Source organism: uncultured Thiodictyon sp., assembly GCF_903946935.1.
Lineage (GTDB): Bacteria > Pseudomonadota > Gammaproteobacteria > Chromatiales > Chromatiaceae > Thiodictyon.
Window position 1 is genome coordinate 21156 of the sequence record NZ_CAJAXH010000203.1, and the last position, 17473, is coordinate 38628.

Consider the following 17473-nt stretch of genomic DNA (forward strand, 5'->3'; position numbering starts at 1 on the left):
TCTTGGACAGGACAGGAACTTCGGCCCCAGCCGCCGCCGACGGGGTCGAACAGACCAGCCCAGGGCAACGCCCTGGGTTCGCGTTGTCAATTGCTCACGCCAAGGCGCCAAGACGCAATAAAAACAAAGAGATGGGGGCAGCATCGGCATCACCCGGCGGGTGAGTCGCCGAACGCCGATAACATTTTGAAAAAACTTGGCGAGCTTGGCGCCTTGGCGCCTTGGCGTGAGAACCGCTCTTTCCAGGATCAGCAATCCGGCTTGCCCGCGTTCAGTTCCGGGGCGGCGCTCATCGGCGCGATCGACACGCCGCGCTTGCCGCGACGCTTCACCGCGTACATCGCCCCGTCCGCCCGGTGCATTAGGGTCGTGCCATCGCACCCATGCTCCGGAAACAGGCTGACGCCGATACTGGCCGCGATGGCAGCCATGCCGTCGGCCAGCGCCATGGGTACACAGAGCGCCGCCAGCAGGCGCTCGCCCAGTTCGAGCCCCCCGGCCTGCCCGGACGTATCGCGCACCAAGAGCGCGAACTCATCCCCGCCCAGCCGCGCGACCAGATCCGGGCGACGCACCAGTCCTTGCAGGCGCGCGGCCACCTGGCACAGCACCTGATCGCCGGCCGCGTGACCGCGGGTGTCGTTGATGGCCTTGAAGCCGTCGAGATCCAGGAAGACGACCGCCAGGCGTTCACCGGTTCGGCTCGCGTCGCTGATGGCACGACGCAGGCTCTTTTCAAACTGGCGTCGGTTGGCGATGCCGGTGAGGCTGTCACGATGGGCCAGTTCACCATAATGAGTCACCTGGCGGCGCAAATGGCGCCGCTCCAGCTCCCGGGTCGTCACGTCTTGCAGGCGCAGAATCATACCCACGTTGCTGTCTGCCAACCCGCGTAGCGCCCTGGCATGCAGCTCCGCGTAGAGATCGCCGCCGGCGGGGTCCAGGCGGTGAAGCAGCAGCAGCACTGGGATATCATCGGCGGCGACCCGGGTCCGCAGATGCGCCACCAGGACCAGCGGGTCCGACTCCCCCAAGTCGGGCGCAGTCACCCCCGGGGTGAGCCGCAGGGGCGCGTCCACCGCAAGCTGCGCCAGCAGCGGGAACCGCCTGGCGTCCTGGTTGATCCAGCGCACGATGCCGTCATGGTCGCAGACCAAGGTGGGGTCCGGGATGGCGTCGACCAGCGACTGGAAGAAGGCGCGGTAGTGGCAAGAACTGCAATCGGCATCGGTCGCCGCCAACGGTTGCGGCACCCGATTGCCGCGCGCGCCCTTGGTGCGTGTCGCACCGACAACAGGGTTGTCCGCCCACGGGATGCGCTCTTTCAGGACACTGGGGGCATCGCGGTCACGCATTGAATCGACATACATTGACTGATCCTCCTGACGCTCTGTTCGGGTGAGCATGCCGCGCTTGATCGCGATCTTGGGGGACAGCCTAAGGGCGGGCGGCTGGACAAGACCTGAGCGGAATTGTCAGCAAACAGTCAGCTCGGTCGCTGCCGGTGGGCCAGGCCCCGTGGTGCAGTCCCAACCCTTGCTGGCGGCGGCCCTGGACGTACGTCGCTACGCGGCGTGTTGAAAAACGCGGCCAGACAGCAAGCAGCTTTCTGCGTCGGTCATCGTTCCGGCCACTGATTCATGCGGCGCGAAGCGCTGCGGCTCCGGGACCGCCGCACCCCAGTGAGGCTGGGCAAGTATTCGCAGACACCAACCCCCGCCAGCCTGGGAGCGCCGACATTCTGTCGGCGACGGCGCGAAGCGCCGTTGGGTCCTCGCGAAAACAAGACCCTTTGCGAGTCACCGCGAACCGCCGGCGGCGGTTGGCCGACAGAATGTCGGCGCTCCCAGGTTCAATTCCTGCCGCGACTCGGGCAAGATGCAGGGTCCGCCCGCACCGAGACCGCCACCGATGAGCCAAGACGCCCCCTTCTGGGAAACCACCCCGCTGACGCAGATGACCGCCGAACAGTGGGAGTCGCTGTGCGACGGCTGCGGCAAGTGCTGTCTGGAAAAGTTCGAGGCGGAGGACACCGGGGAGATCGTCTACTCGCGGGTGGCCTGCACCCTGCTCGATATCGACACCTGCCGCTGCCGGGACTACCCCAACCGCGCGCGACAGGTGCTGGACTGCATCACCCTGACCATGGCGGAGCTCGATCCCCCAAAGTGGCTGCCCACGACCTGCGCCTACCGCCGCTTGACCGAGGGCCGACCGCTACCGCGGTGGCACCCGCTGATCACCGGTAACCCGGAGTCGGTGGCGAAGGCCGGCCAAAGCGTGCGCGGCCGGGTCATCGGGCCAGAGACCGGGGAGGACCCGCTGATGAATCTGATCGATTGGATCAAGTAGCTAATGAAGCTCAACCTCGAAGGTGAGCGACTCATCCCCGCCGCCGATACGCAGGCGCCGCACCTCGACCGGGAGACGCTCCCCCGGCTGGCGGTCGAGTAGCGCGATGCGGATATCGGCATAGCCCGCCACCGCCTGATCGGCGACGCGCACAATCCGGTCGCCCATGGCGAGGCCGGCCGCCTGGGCGCCACTGTGTGGCCCAAAGTCGACGACCGGCGGGCCAGGCTCCTCGCCCGGCTCACCCAGTTGCACGCCGAGCATCCCGGCCGCCGGCAGCTCCACCGGCCGGGTGAAGAGCAGATAGTCCGCCGCCGCCGGGTCCAGTTCGCCATCGCCCGCGTTGAGCAGGGTGACGGCGGACACCGGCGCCCGGCGCAACAGTCGCTTAGGGATGCCCTGGCCATACTCGATATGACCGGCACCGGCCAGGACCACCAGGGTCTGCTGCGGGTTCTCAGTGAGATAACGGGCGGCGCGCTCCGCCATGCCCTCGTCCCACAGCAACTGGACTTCCATGAAACGCTCGAAAGACCTCTTGTCCGGCATGGGGTGTTGGGCGAACACGGCCTTGATCCGCGCCTCATAGGCCGGGTCCGTGCGGTCGATGGCAGCAGGCAGACGCGCGCGCTCCGCCGGGGTCAGACCCGCGCTGCCCACATCCCCCACCCGGCGGGTCAGTTCGGTCTCCAGGTTCAGGGCGATCACCGGGATGTGGTGCTCCCGGGCGAAGCGCAGAATGGGCCGGTAGAGTCGGTAGTCGAAGCGCCAACGGTCGAAATATTGGGTCTGGCGCAGCATCTGCGCCTCGTCGATCTCGCCTGCGATATAGGCGTCGAGCGGCGCCTGATAGGGCTGTTGGAAAAATTCCATGCCGATAGCGAGCTGCACGCCCCGTTGGTGCAGACCCTCAATGACCTTGAGCTGGTTGCGGTGATCCGCGGCGCGGTCGTGATGCTCGCCGACGAAGACCACCCGCCGCTCGGCGATGGTATCAAGCAGCTGGTCCAAATCGGTGAGGGCGCGCGTGTCTAAGACCCGCGTGGGGGCCTCGATTGGCGCCGCGGCGGCCGGCCCGGCGGGCGTGTCGGCGCTCGCGCCAACCCAGGGCAGGGTTGCGGACAGCAGACCCAGCGCGACGGCCAGGGCGGTGGGGGGCATGCATCGGTCGGCGGCCACGGCAATCCTCGCTAGTATTGGCCCGCGATGGGCGGCATCATTGCGGTGACAGAACGGTCACACAGGCCGGATTATGGCCCAATATCGCCGACCGCCGCCAACGTCGCCGCACGCACCACACCCGGACCAGCCACCATGCATGCATTTCTGCCGCCCGCCCCTGTGCTCGCCCTGATTGCCGCCTTCCCCCTGGCCCTGTTCCAGCCGCGCGCGCTCCCGGCCGAGACGCCGGTCGTAGACCACGCCATGGAGGTCACGCTCGACCCCGCGGCCGGGACCCTGAGCGTGACCGACCAGCTCACCCTGCCGCCAGGACTGGACGCGGTCGATCTGGTACTCCATGCGGGTCTCGCCCCGCGGGTGCTGTCCGCGGACGCCACCCTGGAGCCGCTGGAGCCCCAGCCCGAGGACACGCATCTGGCGGTCCTGCGGCTGCACCTGGCACCCGCCGCCAAGGGCACGGTGACCCTGGCCTACGGCGGGACGATCCGTCACGGCCTGGCGGCCGTTCGCGAGGGCATGGGCCGGGAACGCCAGGGGAGCCTCGGCACCATCGGCCCGGACGGGGTCTTCCTGGACGGCGGCAGCGGCTGGTATCCGCGCGTCCCCGGCACCCTGCAACGCTTCGACCTGCGCGTAACCCTGCCCCCGGGCTGGCGGGCCGTCTCGCAAGGGGCCGGACCGGAGCGCGCGGGGTTCGCGGGTTCCACCTGGACCGAGACCCAGCCCCAGGACGATATCTATCTGGTCGCCGCCCCCTTTACGCTGTATCGCGACTCAGAGGGCCGGGCTCAGGTCTGGCTGCGCGAGCCCGATCAACCCCTGGCCGCGCGTTATCTTGCAGCAACCAATGAGTATCTGGACCTCTACAGCCGGCTGATCGGCCCCTATGCCTACGCCAAGTTCGCCCTGGTCGAAAACTTCTGGGAGAGTGGCTATGGCATGCCCTCATTCACCCTGCTGGGGCCAAAGGTGCTGCGACTGCCATTCATCGTCACGACCTCCTATCCACACGAGGTCCTGCACAACTGGTGGGGCAACGGCGTCTTTGTCGAGGAACGTACCGGGAACTGGTGCGAGGGGTTGACCACCTATCTGGCGGACCATCTGATGAAGGAGCGCGCGGGCCAGGGCGCCGACTACCGCCGCGACACGCTACAGACCTACGCGGACTTTGTGCATACCGCGGCGGATTTCCCGCTCACGGCCTTTCGCGCCCGCCACGGCGAGGCCAGCCAGGCGATCGGCTATGGCAAGTCGGCCATGTTCTTTCACAACCTGCGCGTACAACTGGGCGACGCGGCCTTTGTCCAGGGGCTCAAGCGCTTCTATGCCGACAACCGCTTTCGGGCCGCCGGCTACGCGGACCTGCGCCGCGCCTTCGCGTCGGCCAGTGGCCGCGACCTCAAGGACTATTTCACGGCCTGGACCACGCGCACCGGGGCGGTGCGGCTCGCCCTGGCCGCGGTGCAGGCCGAACGCACGCCCACCGGCTATCAGGTGAGCGGCCGGGTCATGCAGACCCAGCGCGAGGCGCCCTTCCCGCTGACGGTGCCGGTAGTGGTCCATCAGTTGGCGGGGCCGCCCCAACGGACCCTGGTGGAACTCACGGGGCGTGAGGGACCCTTCGCCATCGAATTACAGTCGGCGCCGGTGCGCCTGGCAATCGACCCCGAGTTCGATTGCTTCCGCACCCTGGAACCGGGAGAATCGCCGGTGGCGCTCGGCGGGCTATTCGGCGCCGAGGAAGGCCTCATCCTGCTCCCGAGCAAGGCTGAACCCAAACTGCTGGCCGCCTATCGCGACCTGGCCACGGCCTGGCAGGCGGGACACCCGGGCTGGCAGGTGGCGCTCGACCAGGACCTGGGCGCGCTCCCGCCAGAGCGGGCGATATGGCTGCTGGGCTGGGAGAATCGCTTCATCCATGACTTCGCGTCCGGCACCCAGGACTTCAGCCTGGACCCGGCGGGGCACAGCGCGCACATCGCCGGGAGTGCGGTCGCTAGCGATGCCGCAACCAGCCTGGTCCTCACCCGCATGACGGACGGGGCGCCGCAGGGCCTGTTGGCCACCGACGACCCCGCCGCCCTGCCCGGACTCGCCCGCAAGGTTCCCCATTATGGCAAGTACGGCTATTTGGTCTTCGTGGGCGCGGCGCCGGACAATCGAGTCAAGGGGCAATGGCCGTCCGGCGACTCACCCCTGGTGCATTGGTTCGGCGACTCGCGGCCGCTGCTCGCGCCGGTGCCACGCCCCAGTCTGGTCGAGGTCCAGCGGCAATGATCAAGGACCCGCGGGAATCACGCTAAGAAAGATTAGCCGCAAATGAACGCAAACGAGCGCAAATAAATACAATAGGTAAGCGGTTGCTCGCTGAAGCAAGCCGGGTACCCGGCGGGTGCGCCGAGTTTGCCCGAGTAAAACCAATAATCTACCGCTTTATTTTGCGTTTCTTTGCGTTCATTTGCGGCCAAACCGCTCCTTTTGGATTAATCTCTGCCACGGCGCAAGTCGCGGCCGGGGGCCGCTCCTACGGGTGTAGGAGCGGCCCCCGGCCGCGACGCCGGCCTCAGTTCTTGAATGCCGCAACCGGCACTTGCACGTTGATTTCGTCGCTGACTTCCTCGGTGTATTTGGTCATGCCAAACCTGGAGCGCTGCAACGTGGTCGTCGCGTTAGCGAAACACCTCTCCTTGACGCAGCGAAAGCCAGTGATCTTTAACGTGATCGGCACCGGCATGCCGACGATCGTCAGCTCCCCCTTGGCCGCCACCGGCACCCCACCGCTAAACACCAGGTTATCGGAGTGGAAGGTCGCGACCGGATATTTCTCGACATTGAACAACTCCGGTTCCAGCATATGGGCGGTCCAGGCTGGCGAGCTCATATCCAAGGTATTGGTATAGATAGTCGCGTCGATCGAGCCCCGGTGATTGGCCCGATCCAGGACGATCTTACCCTCGGTCTTGTTGAACCGACCATGCAGGGTCGTCGTCGCCATGTGGCTGATTTCAAAAGACGGGGCGGTATATTCCGGGTCGATGGTGTAGGTCTCGGCAGAGACTGCCGGAACCGCCAGAGCGCCGGCCAGGGCCACGGCGGCCAAAGTGTTATTCATCGATGCGTCCTCGATTGAAGTTGCGTCGCATTGTGAAAAAAAGGCCGCGGCTGCCCAGTGCAGACCGCGACCAATGAACTCGATGTCCAGCCCGTTATGGCAGGCTTTCCAGATAAAGCGCCACGTCGCGCATCTCCTTCTTGGAGATGTCGCGGGCGACCTGCTCCATCGGCGTATGCGGGCGGCCGACGTTCGACTTAAAGATGGCGAGCTGCTTCTCTATGTAAGCGCTGTGCTGGCTGGCCGTGCGCGGAAAAGCCGCGAGGCCATGGGCATCGGGGCCGTGGCAGACATGACAGGCCGGTATCTTTTTCTCCGCAATGCCATTCTCATAGATCGCCTTACCCGCGGCGAGCGACTGCTCCCGCTTGGCCCGCCCCATGAACATCTCCTGAAAGTCCGGGAGGCCCGAGTGCTTGATGACCGGCTGTTGACTGAAATAGTCGGCCAAGCCGTCGATCTGGTCCTTGGTCAGACCGTGCGCCCCGATCACGCCACCCCAGAAGCTGTCCAAAGAACGACCCTGGCCGCCCGGACACTTAAAGACCCTATCCCAGTAGCTACCCGAATTACACCCAGAGAAACCGGCCACACCCCACATATAGTCGCGCGCGGCCTGATCGGAACGGGCATGGCTCTGGAAATTCAGTAATTGGGTCACCAGATAGTCCTTTTTTTGCCCGGCCAGGCGCGGGAAGTTCGGCGACTTGGAGTTGCCATCTACCCCGTGGCAATTGGAGCAGACCTGGACCGCCGTGACCTCGGGTGCAATATTCGGATTGCCCAGGTCGCGCGAGCGCTTGAGATTCACACAACCCACGGAGGTCGCCATGGCCACCACCGCGATAACCAAGAGTAAAGGCTTCATAGAGGGCTCCGGCGCAGTCGGGCGCAAACAGGGACGATGGGGTCTCAGTGTTTGCCCGGCCATCAGTAGATACCCCACAGATAGACGAACACCGTATTGTTGTCCGATGCCCGACGCCCATTGCCGTCATAGTTCCTGGACGCACCGTTGAAGGTGTTGTAAAGCCAATACTGAACGCCCAGACGCACATACTGGACCGGCTTCCAGGACAGTTCGGCGATCCAGCCGCGCGTACCCGGGTCGTTGGCCCGAGAGCCGGTGATCGGCGTGGCCGAATTGGTGTTGGTGACGGGATCGAAGAAGCCGCCCAGACCCCAATTGATATCGCGCTGACCATCGACCTGGAAATAGTTGAGGGTCCCGGAGAAGGTGCCCCACTTACCGGCATCATAGGCATAGGTACCCTTCAGATTGAGCTGATTGAGCCGGGCGGAGCGATGCGACACCAGCGTGGGGTCCGGCGCGGCGACCCAATTGGCCCAGGTTGCACCGTCCCAGCGCACGCTCTCGGTGGTATAGTTGAACTGCATCGTGATCGCATGCGGATCGAGGATATATTGATACTGGGCGTCGATCGCGATATCGCTATAGGCGGTGGTCGGGCCCTTCATATTCATCGGGTCGGGATAGGCATTGGCAATCATCCCGTAGGTGCCGATCATGAAATCGTGCGGCCCGGAGGCATGGGTCAACGCCAGCCGCCAATAGGGGGCGGTCCCGGCAATCTGGGTACGAGCGGTCCTATCGACACCCTGACTAAAAACCGAGAGCGCGCCATTGGCGGCAGTATAGGCGCCGACCGCCGCATAGACGGTCTGCTTCCAATAGCCGTAGGCCGTCAGCCCCGCCACCTGTTGCCCGAGACCGTTGACCAAGGGGGCGACTTGCTGCGCGATGGCGATGGTACTGGCCAGGTAGGGGAAACCCCAGGTTGGGGTACTGTTCCAGAGGTCCTCGACGGTCGGACTGTTGTTTAAGCTCATCCCGTAGATGAGGTCCTGGTTCGGGCTGACGATGCGATCGGCCAGGCGCAGGTCGATATTGTCGACCGTGAAACGCCCGACCCAGCCTCCGGTCCCGGGACCGTCCACCGGAGCGGCCGCAGTATTTTTCCGGTGATTGTAGAAGTCGTAAGTCACCTGCGCGAACAAACCGAGGTTGTCGAGGATCTTGCCGCCGGCGAAGAGGCTCAGGATCTGAAACATCGGTTGGCCATTCTTGGGAAAGTCGAGCCCACGCGTCGGACCATTGGCCTTATTGGTATCGGTCATATTGGCCTGCGCCATTACCGCCAATGGGAGCGCAACGCGCTTACCCATGGTATAACCGGTCGCCTTGAACATGCGACCATAGGCCGTCAATTCCGGAAACTGACCGCCGGCATGGCAGGCCACGCAATTGTTGCCAGTCTGTCTGGCAAAGATCGGCAGGGCCTGGCTGACGGTCGGTAGAAAGAGCGCGAGTGCGGCCGCGGCCTTGAGTATCGGCCGCGGCCTGAAACACGCTCGTTTGAAAAGGGTGCGGGATAAGCCCATTGAAGGTCCTCCAGAGTGCTTAGATTCGTTATAGCCATTATTGCCGTAGGCTGACATATCAATCGCCCACCAAGCCGAGGTTGGGGGTCTGCTGCCTGAGGGCCTTCTCCACACAGCAGACACAGGCCAACCGCCACGGCGCCGATACCCATCTACTATAGTCAACATTGACGGGGACAGGTGGACGAAAGTTAACATGGATGAAACAGGCCGTAAATATTAATTTGCTTAACAATCGAGTCAAGGGCTTGCCCATCCCAGCCCGGGCACTCGCAATCATCACAACCTAATATTCGCATTCGCTAATACACCCAATTACCATCGAGTCAGGCACCTCACAGGCGCGCTGAGTCAGCGTGAGCCGCACGCCTGAGACGATCGGGTCTAGCGCGAGCGCCCGGGTTAGGCTATCGTCTATGCGCCTCATCATCATCGACAGAACGAGGAGAAACCTTAATGAAAAAGACCCTGATCGCACTCGCCATCGTCGCCGGCAGCGGCGTACTGGCAGCCGCCCCCGCCTGGGCGGCCGATACGGCCACCCCGGACGAGGCCAAGGCACTCTCCCAGAAGGCCCAGAAGGCAGTCGACACCGAGGGCAAGGACAAGGCCTTCGCCGCCTTCTCCACCGCCGAGTACAAGCCGAAAGACCTCTATGTCTTCTGCATGGATATGAACGGTGTCATGCTCTCGCACGCGGTCAAGCCCGAGTTGGTCGGCAAGAACCTACTCGACTTCAACAAATACGGCGACACCCTGTTCAAGGATATGATTGCGAAGGTCAAGACCTCGGGCGAGGGCTGGGTGGACTACCAATGGCCCTACCCGGGCACGGACGAGATCAAGGCCAAGACCAGCTATGTGATGTCCAACAAGGAAGGCTTCTTCTGCGGGGTCGGCGCCTACAAATAGCCAGCGCGGCGAACACTTCCGGTGAATGGACTCACCGCGAGCGCCTGTCGTCTCGGGCGCGCTCGCCCGGATGTCTCACGAGTCTCGCGCCAAGGCGCCAAGATCCCAGATAAAACAGTCCATTAGTCGACACCCCCCAGAAAGAGTAGCGGTCACGCCAAGGCGCCAAGCTCGCCAAGTTTCTTCAATGCGCGGTCGGCGCAGGGGGATGCATCCGGCGGGATATCGGGTCACTTCAGTTACCCTGTTGTGTTTCTTGGCGGGCTTGGCGCCTTGGCGTGAGATATTCGGACGAGCAGGCAACCATGAGCCAAAATCCGATCATCTTCACCTTCTTCTTGGTATTCACCGGGGCGGCGATCCTCGCCACCGCCGCGCTGGCCGCCCGCCAGTCGCTGCTGGTGGCCTATATCGCCTTGGGCATCCTATTCGGCCCCTGGGGGCTCAATCTGGTGGGCAGCACCTCCCCGGTGGCCGACTCGGCCCAGGTGGGGATCATGTTCCTGCTATTCCTGCTGGGGCTCGATCTCACCCCCCAGGACCTGGTCCGCAGCCTGCGTCGCACCACCCTGGTGACCCTAGGCAGCACGGCGGCGCTCCTGCTCATCGGCGGGGGTATCGCGCGGCTGGTCGGCTTTACGCCCACCGCGTCGCTGATCGTCGGCATTGCCATGGCCTCCAGCCCGATTGCGCAATATATCGCCGACAGCCTGCGCCCGGTACGGGACTTCTTCCTGGTACTCTATTTTCTTTGCGGTGGGTACCCAGTTCAATCTGGCGATGGCCCCGGACGTGCCGATCCCTGCACTGTTACTCGCCGCCGCCGCACTCCTGCTCAAGCCACCGACGCCCTGCGCCGCGATTAGCGACAGAAAAAATATTCATCCGCAAATGAACGCAAATCATAGATCACCCGAGCATCGCATCGTCCCAGACCGGATGTTCGCCCGACTGTTGCGGCAGGGGCTCCACCACCCGGTCGGCAAAGGCCTTGTCCAGGATCTTCATGAAGACCTTGGTCTGGGGTGAGAGGAACTTGCCGCGCCGCTGCACGATGCCGTAGCTGCGCTTGGGGAAATACTGATTGAGCGGCACCCGAGCCAGCTTCTCATCCCCGGTCAGACACACATCGGTGACGATGGAGATACCCATACCCAACTCGACATATTTCTTGATGACCTCCCAACCGCCGGCCTCCAGGGTAACCCGATAGGCCAGGTTGTGTTGCTTGAACACCATATCCACCATGCGCCAGGTGCTGAGATGGCGCGGCGGCAGGATCATCTCGAAGGGCGCGATGTCCGCCAGGGTGACCGACTCACGCCCCGCCAAGGGGTGGTCGAGCGGGGTGATCAGGGTCGGGCTATAGGTCACGAAGGGCCGGTAGTTGATGTCGTCCGGGACCTCCAACATCGAGCCCACGGCCATATCGACCTCATCGGAGCGCAACATGGCGAGCCCGTCGCGCCCGGTCACGTTGTGCAGCTTAAGCTCGATGCCAGGGTACTGCTGGACAAAGCTGCGCACCGGCTCCGGCAGGATATAGAGGATGGTCGACTCGCCGGCAGCGATATTGAGCGCGCCCTGATCGACCCGCCCGCACTGCACGGCAAAGGCGTCATGGAGCCGGTCCATACCCTCCACCAGCGGGGCGGCCATCTCAAACAGCAGTTGCCCCTCGGGTGTCAGACGGATCTTGGGTCCGCGCCGCTCGAAGAGTACGGTATCGAACTCCCGCTCCAAGGCCTGGATCTGCAAGGAGACGGTCGGCTGACTGAGGAAGATCTTGTCCGCGGCGGCGCTGACGCTGCCGGTGCGGGCGGCGTGACAAAAGGCCCTGAGTTGCTTTAATCGATTCTGCTTGTAATGGATCTGAGATCCGGAGGCCATGGTGCGTTGCGCTCGGTCCGAAGTGGTGGCGGTGATACTAGCCCATAGCATCCATTGAGAAAAGCAATCCGTGACAGTCCAGTGACATTTTACACGTCAGGATGGGCGCCCGGGCAGCCAACGCCCCCGGGCGCTCCGACGTCCCGGCGCCCCACCCTAACTGTCGATCTCGTTGAGTATGTTACGCGCCACCTGGCGCTGGGCCGCGTCGCCCTCCTCCAGGACCTGGTAGAGCAACTTCCGGGCGGCGAGCGGGTTCTCCAGTTCGCGTAACCGGTTGGCGCGGCGGATCTTGTCATCGACCGCATCCGGCGCCGCGCGCGGCGGCACCAGCGCGGCATCGGCATGGTCCAGTTCGGACTCGTGCTGCGCATCGCTCGGCGGCCGCCAGCCCGGCGGGGGGCCAAAGTCATCCGCCTCCGGCGTCGGCGGGACCAGACTGGCGCCCGCGTCCTGCGCCGCCGCGTTCGTGGCTGCGGCCGCCTCACGGGCCGCCCGGTCGCGCACCAGGACGCGGGAGAACAAGACCCCGAGCTCAAACAGCAACCACATCGGGATCGCCAGCATGGTCTGGGAGAAGACGTCGGGCGGCGTCAGCACCATCCCGACCAGGAAGGCCCCGACGACGATATAGGGGCGCTTGGCGGCCAGGGCCGCGGGCGTGGTAACCCCGATGGCCACCAGCAGGATGGTCGCCACCGGGACCTCGAAGGCCAGCCCGAAGGCGAAGAACAGGGCCAACACAAAGTCCAGGTAGGCCGTGATGTCGGTCATCATCGAGACCCCCGCGGGGGTGGTCGCGGCCATGAAGCCGAAGATGAGCGGGAACACCAGATAGTAGGCGAAGACCATGCCGACGTAGAACAACACGACGCTGGCCACCAGTAGCGGCACCGCCAGGCGTTTCTCGTGGCGGTAGAGCCCGGGGGCGACGAAGGCCCAGAGCTGATAGAGCAGCCAGGGCATGGCCAGGAACACCGCCGCCATCAGCGCCAGCTTGAAGGGCGCCAGGAAGGGCGAGATCACCTGGGTGGCGATCATGTGGCTGCCCTGCGGTAACTTTGCGATCAGCGGTGTGGCCACATAGGTATAGATGTCGTTGGCGAACGGGAAGGTCACCGCCAAGGCAACACCCACGCCCACCAGCATCCAGATCATCCGGTCGCGCAGTTCGATCAGGTGGGAGATGAAGGGCTGTTCGGCGCCCGGGTCATCGGGCTCAATGGGCAGGGCCATGACGGGTCTCGGGGCTGGTCGGGGGCGTCCGCGGGGGGCGGCGCCTGGATTAAGTGCGCGAACAACACCTGCCGACTCGCGCGTCAGGCGTCGTTCGTGGGCAAGGTTAAGCGCGCGTGTTCAGCCCTTACGGGCGTCCGCAGCAGGCCGCGATGGACTCAGATCGGCGCCCGAGGCGGGATGCTCCGGCGCCGGGTCCGGCGCTGGCCGCAACGGCGGGCGGGTCTCTTCAATGATGTGCTCGACCGGGTTGCTCAACGCCTGCCTTTGCAGCATCTCCTTGAGTTCCTGGGCCTTGAACTCGCGGTCGATCTCATCCTTGACGACGGCCAGGCTGCGGCGCGCCCGCCCGACCCAAAGCCCGGCGATCCGCGCCACGCGCGGCAGGTCCTTCGGGCCGATCACGAGCAAGGCGACCACCGCCACCATCACGAGCTCAGAGAAGCCTATATCGAACATGGCGAACCCCTGCGCGAGTACCGATCAGAACGCGTGTGGAAACCGGTCGGGCCGCAGTCCCAGTACCCGCTCAGGAGTTGGGCCACTCGGTCTTGCGGTCACGCCCGGCAGCCGGCGCCGCGCCCGCCTGGGACTTGGCCTGCGCGGACGGCGTGACCACCGGCCGCGGCGCGGCCGGCTCGATCTGCGCGGGGTCTGAGGGTTCGGCGCCCTTGTCGCCAGCGGCCATGGCACCGCGAAAACTCTTGACCGCGTCGCCCAAGTCTTGACCGACGTTCTTCAATTTCTTAGTGCCGAACACCAGCACGACGACCGCCAGCAGGATCAGCATCTGCCAAACACTAATGCCACCAAGGCCCATAGATTTCTCCGGTCTAAAGTCAGGTTGATTGACCGACGGTCCCGAGCTAACGCCCCAAGTCCCGCCGAAGGTGCGCGATCATACTCCAAATCGCCGCGGGGCCGGTATGCCCGGCGAACGGCCAGGGCGCCCGCAGCACCCCGAGCGATGAACCTGGCGGGCGCCTTGGTCAGTGGCCCTCGCCGCCCCGCGCGGCCTTCTCTGCAATCCCTGACAGCCCGAAGCGCCGATCCAGCTCGTCAAGCACCCGCGCCGGCCGCAGCCCCTGATGGGCCAGCAACACCAGACTGTGAAACCACAGGTCCGCCACCTCGTAGACGATCTTGTCCGCCTCCCCGTCCTTGCCCGCCATGACGGTCTCGGTCGCCTCCTCCGCGATCTTCTTCAGGATCGAGTCCAGCCCCTTGGCATAGAGCCCGGCGACATAAGAGGAGTCCGGGTCGGCCTGCTTGCGGGCCTCCAGTACGTCGGCCAGGCGTTCGAGGATATCGGTCATGTGATTCAGCGGCAAATGGCAAGTGGCGGGGGTTGCTAGTCTAACCCGAACGCCAGCGCTTGAACGACGCCTGAGCCTCAGAACAGCGCGGAGAGATCGACGGCCAACCCACCAGCGAAGGGCAGCGGCACCTTTGAGAGGTCCGCGGGTCGACTCGCATCCGCATAGCCGTTAGCACCCGGAGCGCGGTAGATGTGGAGCCGATTGCCACCCAAGTCGACCAGCCAGGCCTCGGGGATACCGCCGCGGGCATAGCGGGGGAGCTTGACCTCCCGGTCGTAGCGCAGGCTGCTGTCGGCGACCTCGATCAACAGCAACACGTCGGCCGGGCCAGGATGTCCGTTGCGGTAATAGTCCGGGCGGGGGCGCAGGAGCGCGATGTCGGGCAGGGGTTCGGAGTGGTCGTCGAGCCAAACCGGGTCTTGAACGGCCAGGATCGCAGCGCTGCCAACCGCCTCCTTCAGGAGGTTCGCGAGGAGCTTGACGGTCCCGGCATGGGGGTGGCCGATCGGCGGCATCTCAATGATCTCCCCATCGATCAACTCGGTACGCAGTTCCGGCCCAAGGATGCCGGTCTCGCCCATGCGGTGGTAGTCCGCCACGCTGAGACGATGGACGCGGGCGAGGGTGTGGGCAATGGCGCTCATGGGTGTCGGTCACGCGCGGGGGATGATTGACCGGATACTAGCCGATAATCCACCCCGCTGGCTCAGACCTTATGGTAAATCGCGTCCGGGTCCTTGAGCACCGGCGCGATCTCCACCCACTGGCCGGCGGCGTCCAATTCCCGAAAGAAGCAATGGTGCCGGCCGGTGTGGCAGGCGATGCCGCCCTTCTGCTCCACCTCCAGCAGGACCACGTCCGCGTCGCAGTCGATGCGCAACGCGCGCACCACCTGCTGGTGGCCGGACTCCTCGCCCTTGTGCCAGAGCGTGCGGCGGGAGCGCGACCAGTACACGGCATGGCCGGTTTCGCGCGTCAGGGCCAGCGCTTCGCGGTTCATCCAGGCCATCATCAGGATGGTGCCGGTGCCGGTTTCCTGCGCAATAGCCGGCACCAGGCCATGCGCGTCCCACTGGATACTGTCGAGCCAGGCGTCGCTCATCGGTGTTGCCCCTGATTCACGGATTAGGCGGCGGCCAGTCGATCGGCCAGGCGCTGCCCGGCGGCGAAGTCGAGCGTGCCCTCGTAGATGGCACGGCCGGTGATGGCGCCGGTGATACCAGGGCCGTGCTCCACCCGGGCGGCCTGCGCCAGGGCGCGGATATCATCCAAATCCGTGATACCGCCCGAGGCGATGATGGGGATCGCCACCGCCGCGGCGAGCGCGCGGGTGGCGGGGATGTTGGGGCCAGTCATCATGCCGTCGCGTCCGATGTCGGTGTAGACGATGGCCGTGACGCCATCGCCCTCGAAGCGCTTGGACAGCTCCTCCACCCGGTGCTCGGTAATCTCCGCCCACCCCTTGATGGCCACCTGACCGTCCTTGGCGTCCAGCCCGACGATGATGTGACCGGGGAAGGCACGGCAGGCACGCGCGACAAAGGCGGGCTCGGTCACCGCCTGGGTGCCGATGATGCAGAAGCTCACCCCGGCGGCCAGGTAGGCGGCAATGGTCGCCTCGTCGCGGATGCCGCCGCCGACCTGAATCGGCAGGTCCGGATAGCGCGCGGCGATGGCACGGATGGCCGCGCCGTTGACCGGCTCACCGGCAAAGGCGCCGTTGAGGTCCACCAGGTGCAGGCGCCGCGCGCCCTGCCCCACCCAGCGCCCGGCCATCTCCACCGGGTCGTCGGAGAAGACGGTTTCGTCCTCCATGCGGCCCTGGCGCAGGCGCACGCAGCGGCCGTCCTTGAGATCGATGGCGGGAATCAGGAGCAAGGCAGTTACCTCAAAATCGCTGGGCCGGGGACTCGCCCGGACATTTATGTCGTCTCACGCCAAGGCGCCAAGATCGCCAAGAAAATACGCCCTTGGGAGCTGACCTTCGCCGTGAGTTCAGTCGCGACAAAAATCGTCGGCACTTGGCGTGCTTGGCGCCTTGGCGTGAGCCGTTAGGACTAAAGCGCGCCCTTGGTGGACGGCAGGATACCGCCCATGCGCGCGTCCGGCTCCACCGCCATCCGCAGCGCCCGACCGAAGGCCTTGAAGATGGTCTCGGCCTGGTGGTGCGCGTTGGTCCCGCGCAGGTTGTCGATGTGCAGGGTGAGCCCGGCATGGTTGACCAGGCCCTGGAAGAACTCGTGGAACAGGTCGACGTCAAAGGCACCGATCAGTGGGCGGGTGAAGTCGCAGTGAAACACAAGCCCCGGGCGCCCGGACAGATCGATGACAACCCGTGAGAGGGCCTCGTCCAGCGGCACATAGGCGTGCCCATAACGGCGGATGCCCTTCTTGTCGCCAAGCGCCTGACTCAGGGCCTGACCCAGGGTGATGCCCAAATCTTCGGCGGTGTGATGGGCGTCGATGTGCAGATCGCCCTCGGCCGCCACCTCCAGGTCAATCAGCCCGTGACGCGCCACCTGGTCCAGCATGTGGTCCAGAAAGGGCAGCCCGGTCTGGAAACTGGACCGGCCGGTCCCGTCCAGGTCCAGGCTGACCTGGATGCGGGTCTCCAGGGTGTTGCGTACCACCCGGGCGGTGCGGTGGTTGGTGTCGGCTGTCATGGATGTTAGGGCTCGGCCTGAGGCGATCGCGGCGGGCGCGCAGACCGGCTATTTAACCACAGGTCGCGGGCGCGGCCCTACCCGACCGGTTGCCGGCACCCGGGATTACAGCAAGCATTCGACCTCAGACCCCTACTTGACGCCAGCATCGCAGACCTTGACACCCGCCGACTACGCGATCTCTATGATGCCGCACGACTTGAGGACCTGGATGAGGAAACCTTTCCGCCCTTGCAACAATGGCTGACTCAACGCCAGCTAGCAGGCTGTCGGACTTAGTGATGCAACCGATTGAATGCAAAGAGTTTCCTCTTTTGCGCCAAAAAGTCGTTTTCCTGTTTAATCAATCGGTTACGCCATCAAGTCCGACAGGCTGCTAGGCGGCCCCGTGCGCGGACACT

General features: G+C 64.8%; 18 protein-coding genes. 4 read left to right on the forward strand and 14 right to left on the reverse strand.

Translation table 11 applies throughout. The annotated features are described in order from the left end of the window. Window positions 1-248: 248 nt before the first annotated feature. The gene (locus QZX93_RS17210) at window positions 249-1370 is read right to left on the reverse strand and encodes a diguanylate cyclase (protein ID WP_295392809.1); all 1122 of its coding nucleotides are present in this window, start codon (window positions 1368-1370) and stop codon (window positions 249-251) included. A gap of 541 nt (window positions 1371-1911) precedes the next feature. On the opposite strand from QZX93_RS17210, the gene QZX93_RS17215 reads away from it, so the two are divergent. Then, on the forward strand, window positions 1912-2352 hold the full coding sequence (locus QZX93_RS17215; protein WP_295392810.1) for a YcgN family cysteine cluster protein: 441 nt from the start codon (window positions 1912-1914) through the stop codon (window positions 2350-2352). Here QZX93_RS17215 and QZX93_RS17220 read toward each other — a convergent pair whose 3' ends face one another. Next, window positions 2353-3513 (reverse strand): ChaN family lipoprotein, encoded by a 1161-nt coding sequence (locus tag QZX93_RS17220; protein ID WP_295392811.1) that lies wholly within the window; start codon window positions 3511-3513, stop codon window positions 2353-2355. It lies immediately after the preceding gene. 153 nt (window positions 3514-3666) lie between these two features. On the opposite strand from QZX93_RS17220, the gene QZX93_RS17225 reads away from it, so the two are divergent. Continuing rightward, on the forward strand, window positions 3667-5814 hold the full coding sequence (locus QZX93_RS17225; RefSeq protein ID WP_295392812.1) for a M1 family aminopeptidase: 2148 nt from the start codon (window positions 3667-3669) through the stop codon (window positions 5812-5814). Between the two features lie 286 nt (window positions 5815-6100). On the opposite strand, the gene QZX93_RS17230 is transcribed toward QZX93_RS17225, so the two are convergent. The 3 genes from QZX93_RS17230 to QZX93_RS17240 form a co-directional block, all read right to left on the reverse strand. Then, window positions 6101-6628, reverse strand: coding sequence for a YceI family protein (locus QZX93_RS17230; protein ID WP_295392894.1), 528 nt, complete (start codon window positions 6626-6628; stop codon window positions 6101-6103). 115 nt (window positions 6629-6743) lie between these two features. Further along, window positions 6744-7517, reverse strand: a complete 774-nt coding sequence (locus tag QZX93_RS17235) for a c-type cytochrome (RefSeq protein WP_295392893.1) — start codon at window positions 7515-7517, stop codon at window positions 6744-6746. Window positions 7518-7579: 62 nt separating this feature from the next. Next, window positions 7580-9052 (reverse strand): hypothetical protein, encoded by a 1473-nt coding sequence (locus tag QZX93_RS17240; protein ID WP_295392892.1) that lies wholly within the window; start codon window positions 9050-9052, stop codon window positions 7580-7582. A gap of 456 nt (window positions 9053-9508) precedes the next feature. Here QZX93_RS17240 and QZX93_RS17245 point away from each other — a divergent pair, with 456 nt between their 5' ends. Both QZX93_RS17245 and QZX93_RS17250 read left to right on the forward strand, forming a co-directional pair. After that, window positions 9509-9964 carry a cache domain-containing protein gene (locus QZX93_RS17245; RefSeq protein ID WP_295392891.1) on the forward strand — a complete coding sequence of 152 codons (456 nt, stop codon included), beginning with the start codon at window positions 9509-9511 and terminating at the stop codon, window positions 9962-9964. Between the two features lie 305 nt (window positions 9965-10269). Next, window positions 10270-10830 (forward strand): cation:proton antiporter, encoded by a 561-nt coding sequence (locus tag QZX93_RS17250; RefSeq protein WP_295392890.1) that lies wholly within the window; start codon window positions 10270-10272, stop codon window positions 10828-10830. Between the two features lie 43 nt (window positions 10831-10873). Here QZX93_RS17250 and QZX93_RS17255 read toward each other — a convergent pair whose 3' ends face one another. The 9 genes from QZX93_RS17255 to hisB all read right to left on the reverse strand — a co-directional run bounded on the left by QZX93_RS17255 (window position 10874) and on the right by hisB (window position 17072). Beyond that, window positions 10874-11854 (reverse strand): LysR family transcriptional regulator, encoded by a 981-nt coding sequence (locus QZX93_RS17255; protein ID WP_295392889.1) that lies wholly within the window; start codon window positions 11852-11854, stop codon window positions 10874-10876. Window positions 11855-12010: 156 nt separating this feature from the next. Beyond that, window positions 12011-13090: a twin-arginine translocase subunit TatC gene (tatC, locus tag QZX93_RS17260; RefSeq protein WP_295392888.1), complete on the reverse strand. Its 1080-nt coding sequence runs from the start codon at window positions 13088-13090 to the stop codon at window positions 12011-12013. Window positions 13091-13210: 120 nt separating this feature from the next. Next, complete coding sequence (gene tatB / locus QZX93_RS17265) at window positions 13211-13549, reverse strand: Sec-independent protein translocase protein TatB (RefSeq protein ID WP_295392887.1); 339 nt, start codon at window positions 13547-13549, stop codon at window positions 13211-13213. 70 nt (window positions 13550-13619) lie between these two features. Continuing rightward, window positions 13620-13910 carry a twin-arginine translocase TatA/TatE family subunit gene (gene tatA, locus QZX93_RS17270; RefSeq protein WP_295392886.1) on the reverse strand — a complete coding sequence of 97 codons (291 nt, stop codon included), beginning with the start codon at window positions 13908-13910 and terminating at the stop codon, window positions 13620-13622. 169 nt (window positions 13911-14079) lie between these two features. Further along, window positions 14080-14406 (reverse strand): phosphoribosyl-ATP diphosphatase, encoded by a 327-nt coding sequence (locus QZX93_RS17275; protein WP_295392885.1) that lies wholly within the window; start codon window positions 14404-14406, stop codon window positions 14080-14082. A 77-nt stretch (window positions 14407-14483) separates the two neighbouring features. Next, window positions 14484-15053 (reverse strand): Uma2 family endonuclease, encoded by a 570-nt coding sequence (locus tag QZX93_RS17280; RefSeq protein ID WP_295392884.1) that lies wholly within the window; start codon window positions 15051-15053, stop codon window positions 14484-14486. Window positions 15054-15115: 62 nt separating this feature from the next. Continuing rightward, window positions 15116-15511, reverse strand: coding sequence for a phosphoribosyl-AMP cyclohydrolase (hisI, locus tag QZX93_RS17285; protein ID WP_295392883.1), 396 nt, complete (start codon window positions 15509-15511; stop codon window positions 15116-15118). 23 nt (window positions 15512-15534) lie between these two features. Further along, window positions 15535-16287 carry a 1-(5-phosphoribosyl)-5-[(5-phosphoribosylamino)methylideneamino]imidazole-4-carboxamide isomerase gene (hisA, locus tag QZX93_RS17290; RefSeq protein WP_295392882.1) on the reverse strand — a complete coding sequence of 251 codons (753 nt, stop codon included), beginning with the start codon at window positions 16285-16287 and terminating at the stop codon, window positions 15535-15537. A 179-nt stretch (window positions 16288-16466) separates the two neighbouring features. Continuing rightward, window positions 16467-17072, reverse strand: a complete 606-nt coding sequence (gene hisB, locus QZX93_RS17295) for an imidazoleglycerol-phosphate dehydratase HisB (protein ID WP_295392881.1) — start codon at window positions 17070-17072, stop codon at window positions 16467-16469. Window positions 17073-17473: the final 401 nt, after the last annotated feature.

Excerpts from the sequence above, each read along its gene's own strand:
- QZX93_RS17255 (WP_295392889.1), bottom strand. The coding sequence starts at position 11,854 with ATGGCCTCCGGATCTCAGATCCATTACAAGCAGAATCGATTAAAGCAA.
- QZX93_RS17220 (WP_295392811.1), bottom strand. The coding sequence starts at position 3,513 with ATGCCCCCCACCGCCCTGGCCGTCGCGCTGGGTCTGCTGTCCGCAACC.
- QZX93_RS17275 (WP_295392885.1), bottom strand. The coding sequence starts at position 14,406 with ATGACCGATATCCTCGAACGCCTGGCCGACGTACTGGAGGCCCGCAAG.
- QZX93_RS17240 (WP_295392892.1), bottom strand. The coding sequence starts at position 9,052 with ATGGGCTTATCCCGCACCCTTTTCAAACGAGCGTGTTTCAGGCCGCGG.
- QZX93_RS17235 (WP_295392893.1), bottom strand. The coding sequence starts at position 7,517 with ATGAAGCCTTTACTCTTGGTTATCGCGGTGGTGGCCATGGCGACCTCC.
- tatC (WP_295392888.1), bottom strand. The coding sequence starts at position 13,090 with ATGGCCCTGCCCATTGAGCCCGATGACCCGGGCGCCGAACAGCCCTTC.
- QZX93_RS17210 (WP_295392809.1), bottom strand. The coding sequence starts at position 1,370 with ATGTATGTCGATTCAATGCGTGACCGCGATGCCCCCAGTGTCCTGAAA.
- QZX93_RS17280 (WP_295392884.1), bottom strand. The coding sequence starts at position 15,053 with ATGAGCGCCATTGCCCACACCCTCGCCCGCGTCCATCGTCTCAGCGTG.
- QZX93_RS17225 (WP_295392812.1), top strand. The coding sequence starts at position 3,667 with ATGCATGCATTTCTGCCGCCCGCCCCTGTGCTCGCCCTGATTGCCGCC.
- hisB (WP_295392881.1), bottom strand. The coding sequence starts at position 17,072 with ATGACAGCCGACACCAACCACCGCACCGCCCGGGTGGTACGCAACACC.
- QZX93_RS17250 (WP_295392890.1), top strand. The coding sequence starts at position 10,270 with ATGAGCCAAAATCCGATCATCTTCACCTTCTTCTTGGTATTCACCGGG.
- tatB (WP_295392887.1), bottom strand. The coding sequence starts at position 13,549 with ATGTTCGATATAGGCTTCTCTGAGCTCGTGATGGTGGCGGTGGTCGCC.
- hisI (WP_295392883.1), bottom strand. The coding sequence starts at position 15,511 with ATGAGCGACGCCTGGCTCGACAGTATCCAGTGGGACGCGCATGGCCTG.
- QZX93_RS17215 (WP_295392810.1), top strand. The coding sequence starts at position 1,912 with ATGAGCCAAGACGCCCCCTTCTGGGAAACCACCCCGCTGACGCAGATG.
- tatA (WP_295392886.1), bottom strand. The coding sequence starts at position 13,910 with ATGGGCCTTGGTGGCATTAGTGTTTGGCAGATGCTGATCCTGCTGGCG.
- QZX93_RS17245 (WP_295392891.1), top strand. The coding sequence starts at position 9,509 with ATGAAAAAGACCCTGATCGCACTCGCCATCGTCGCCGGCAGCGGCGTA.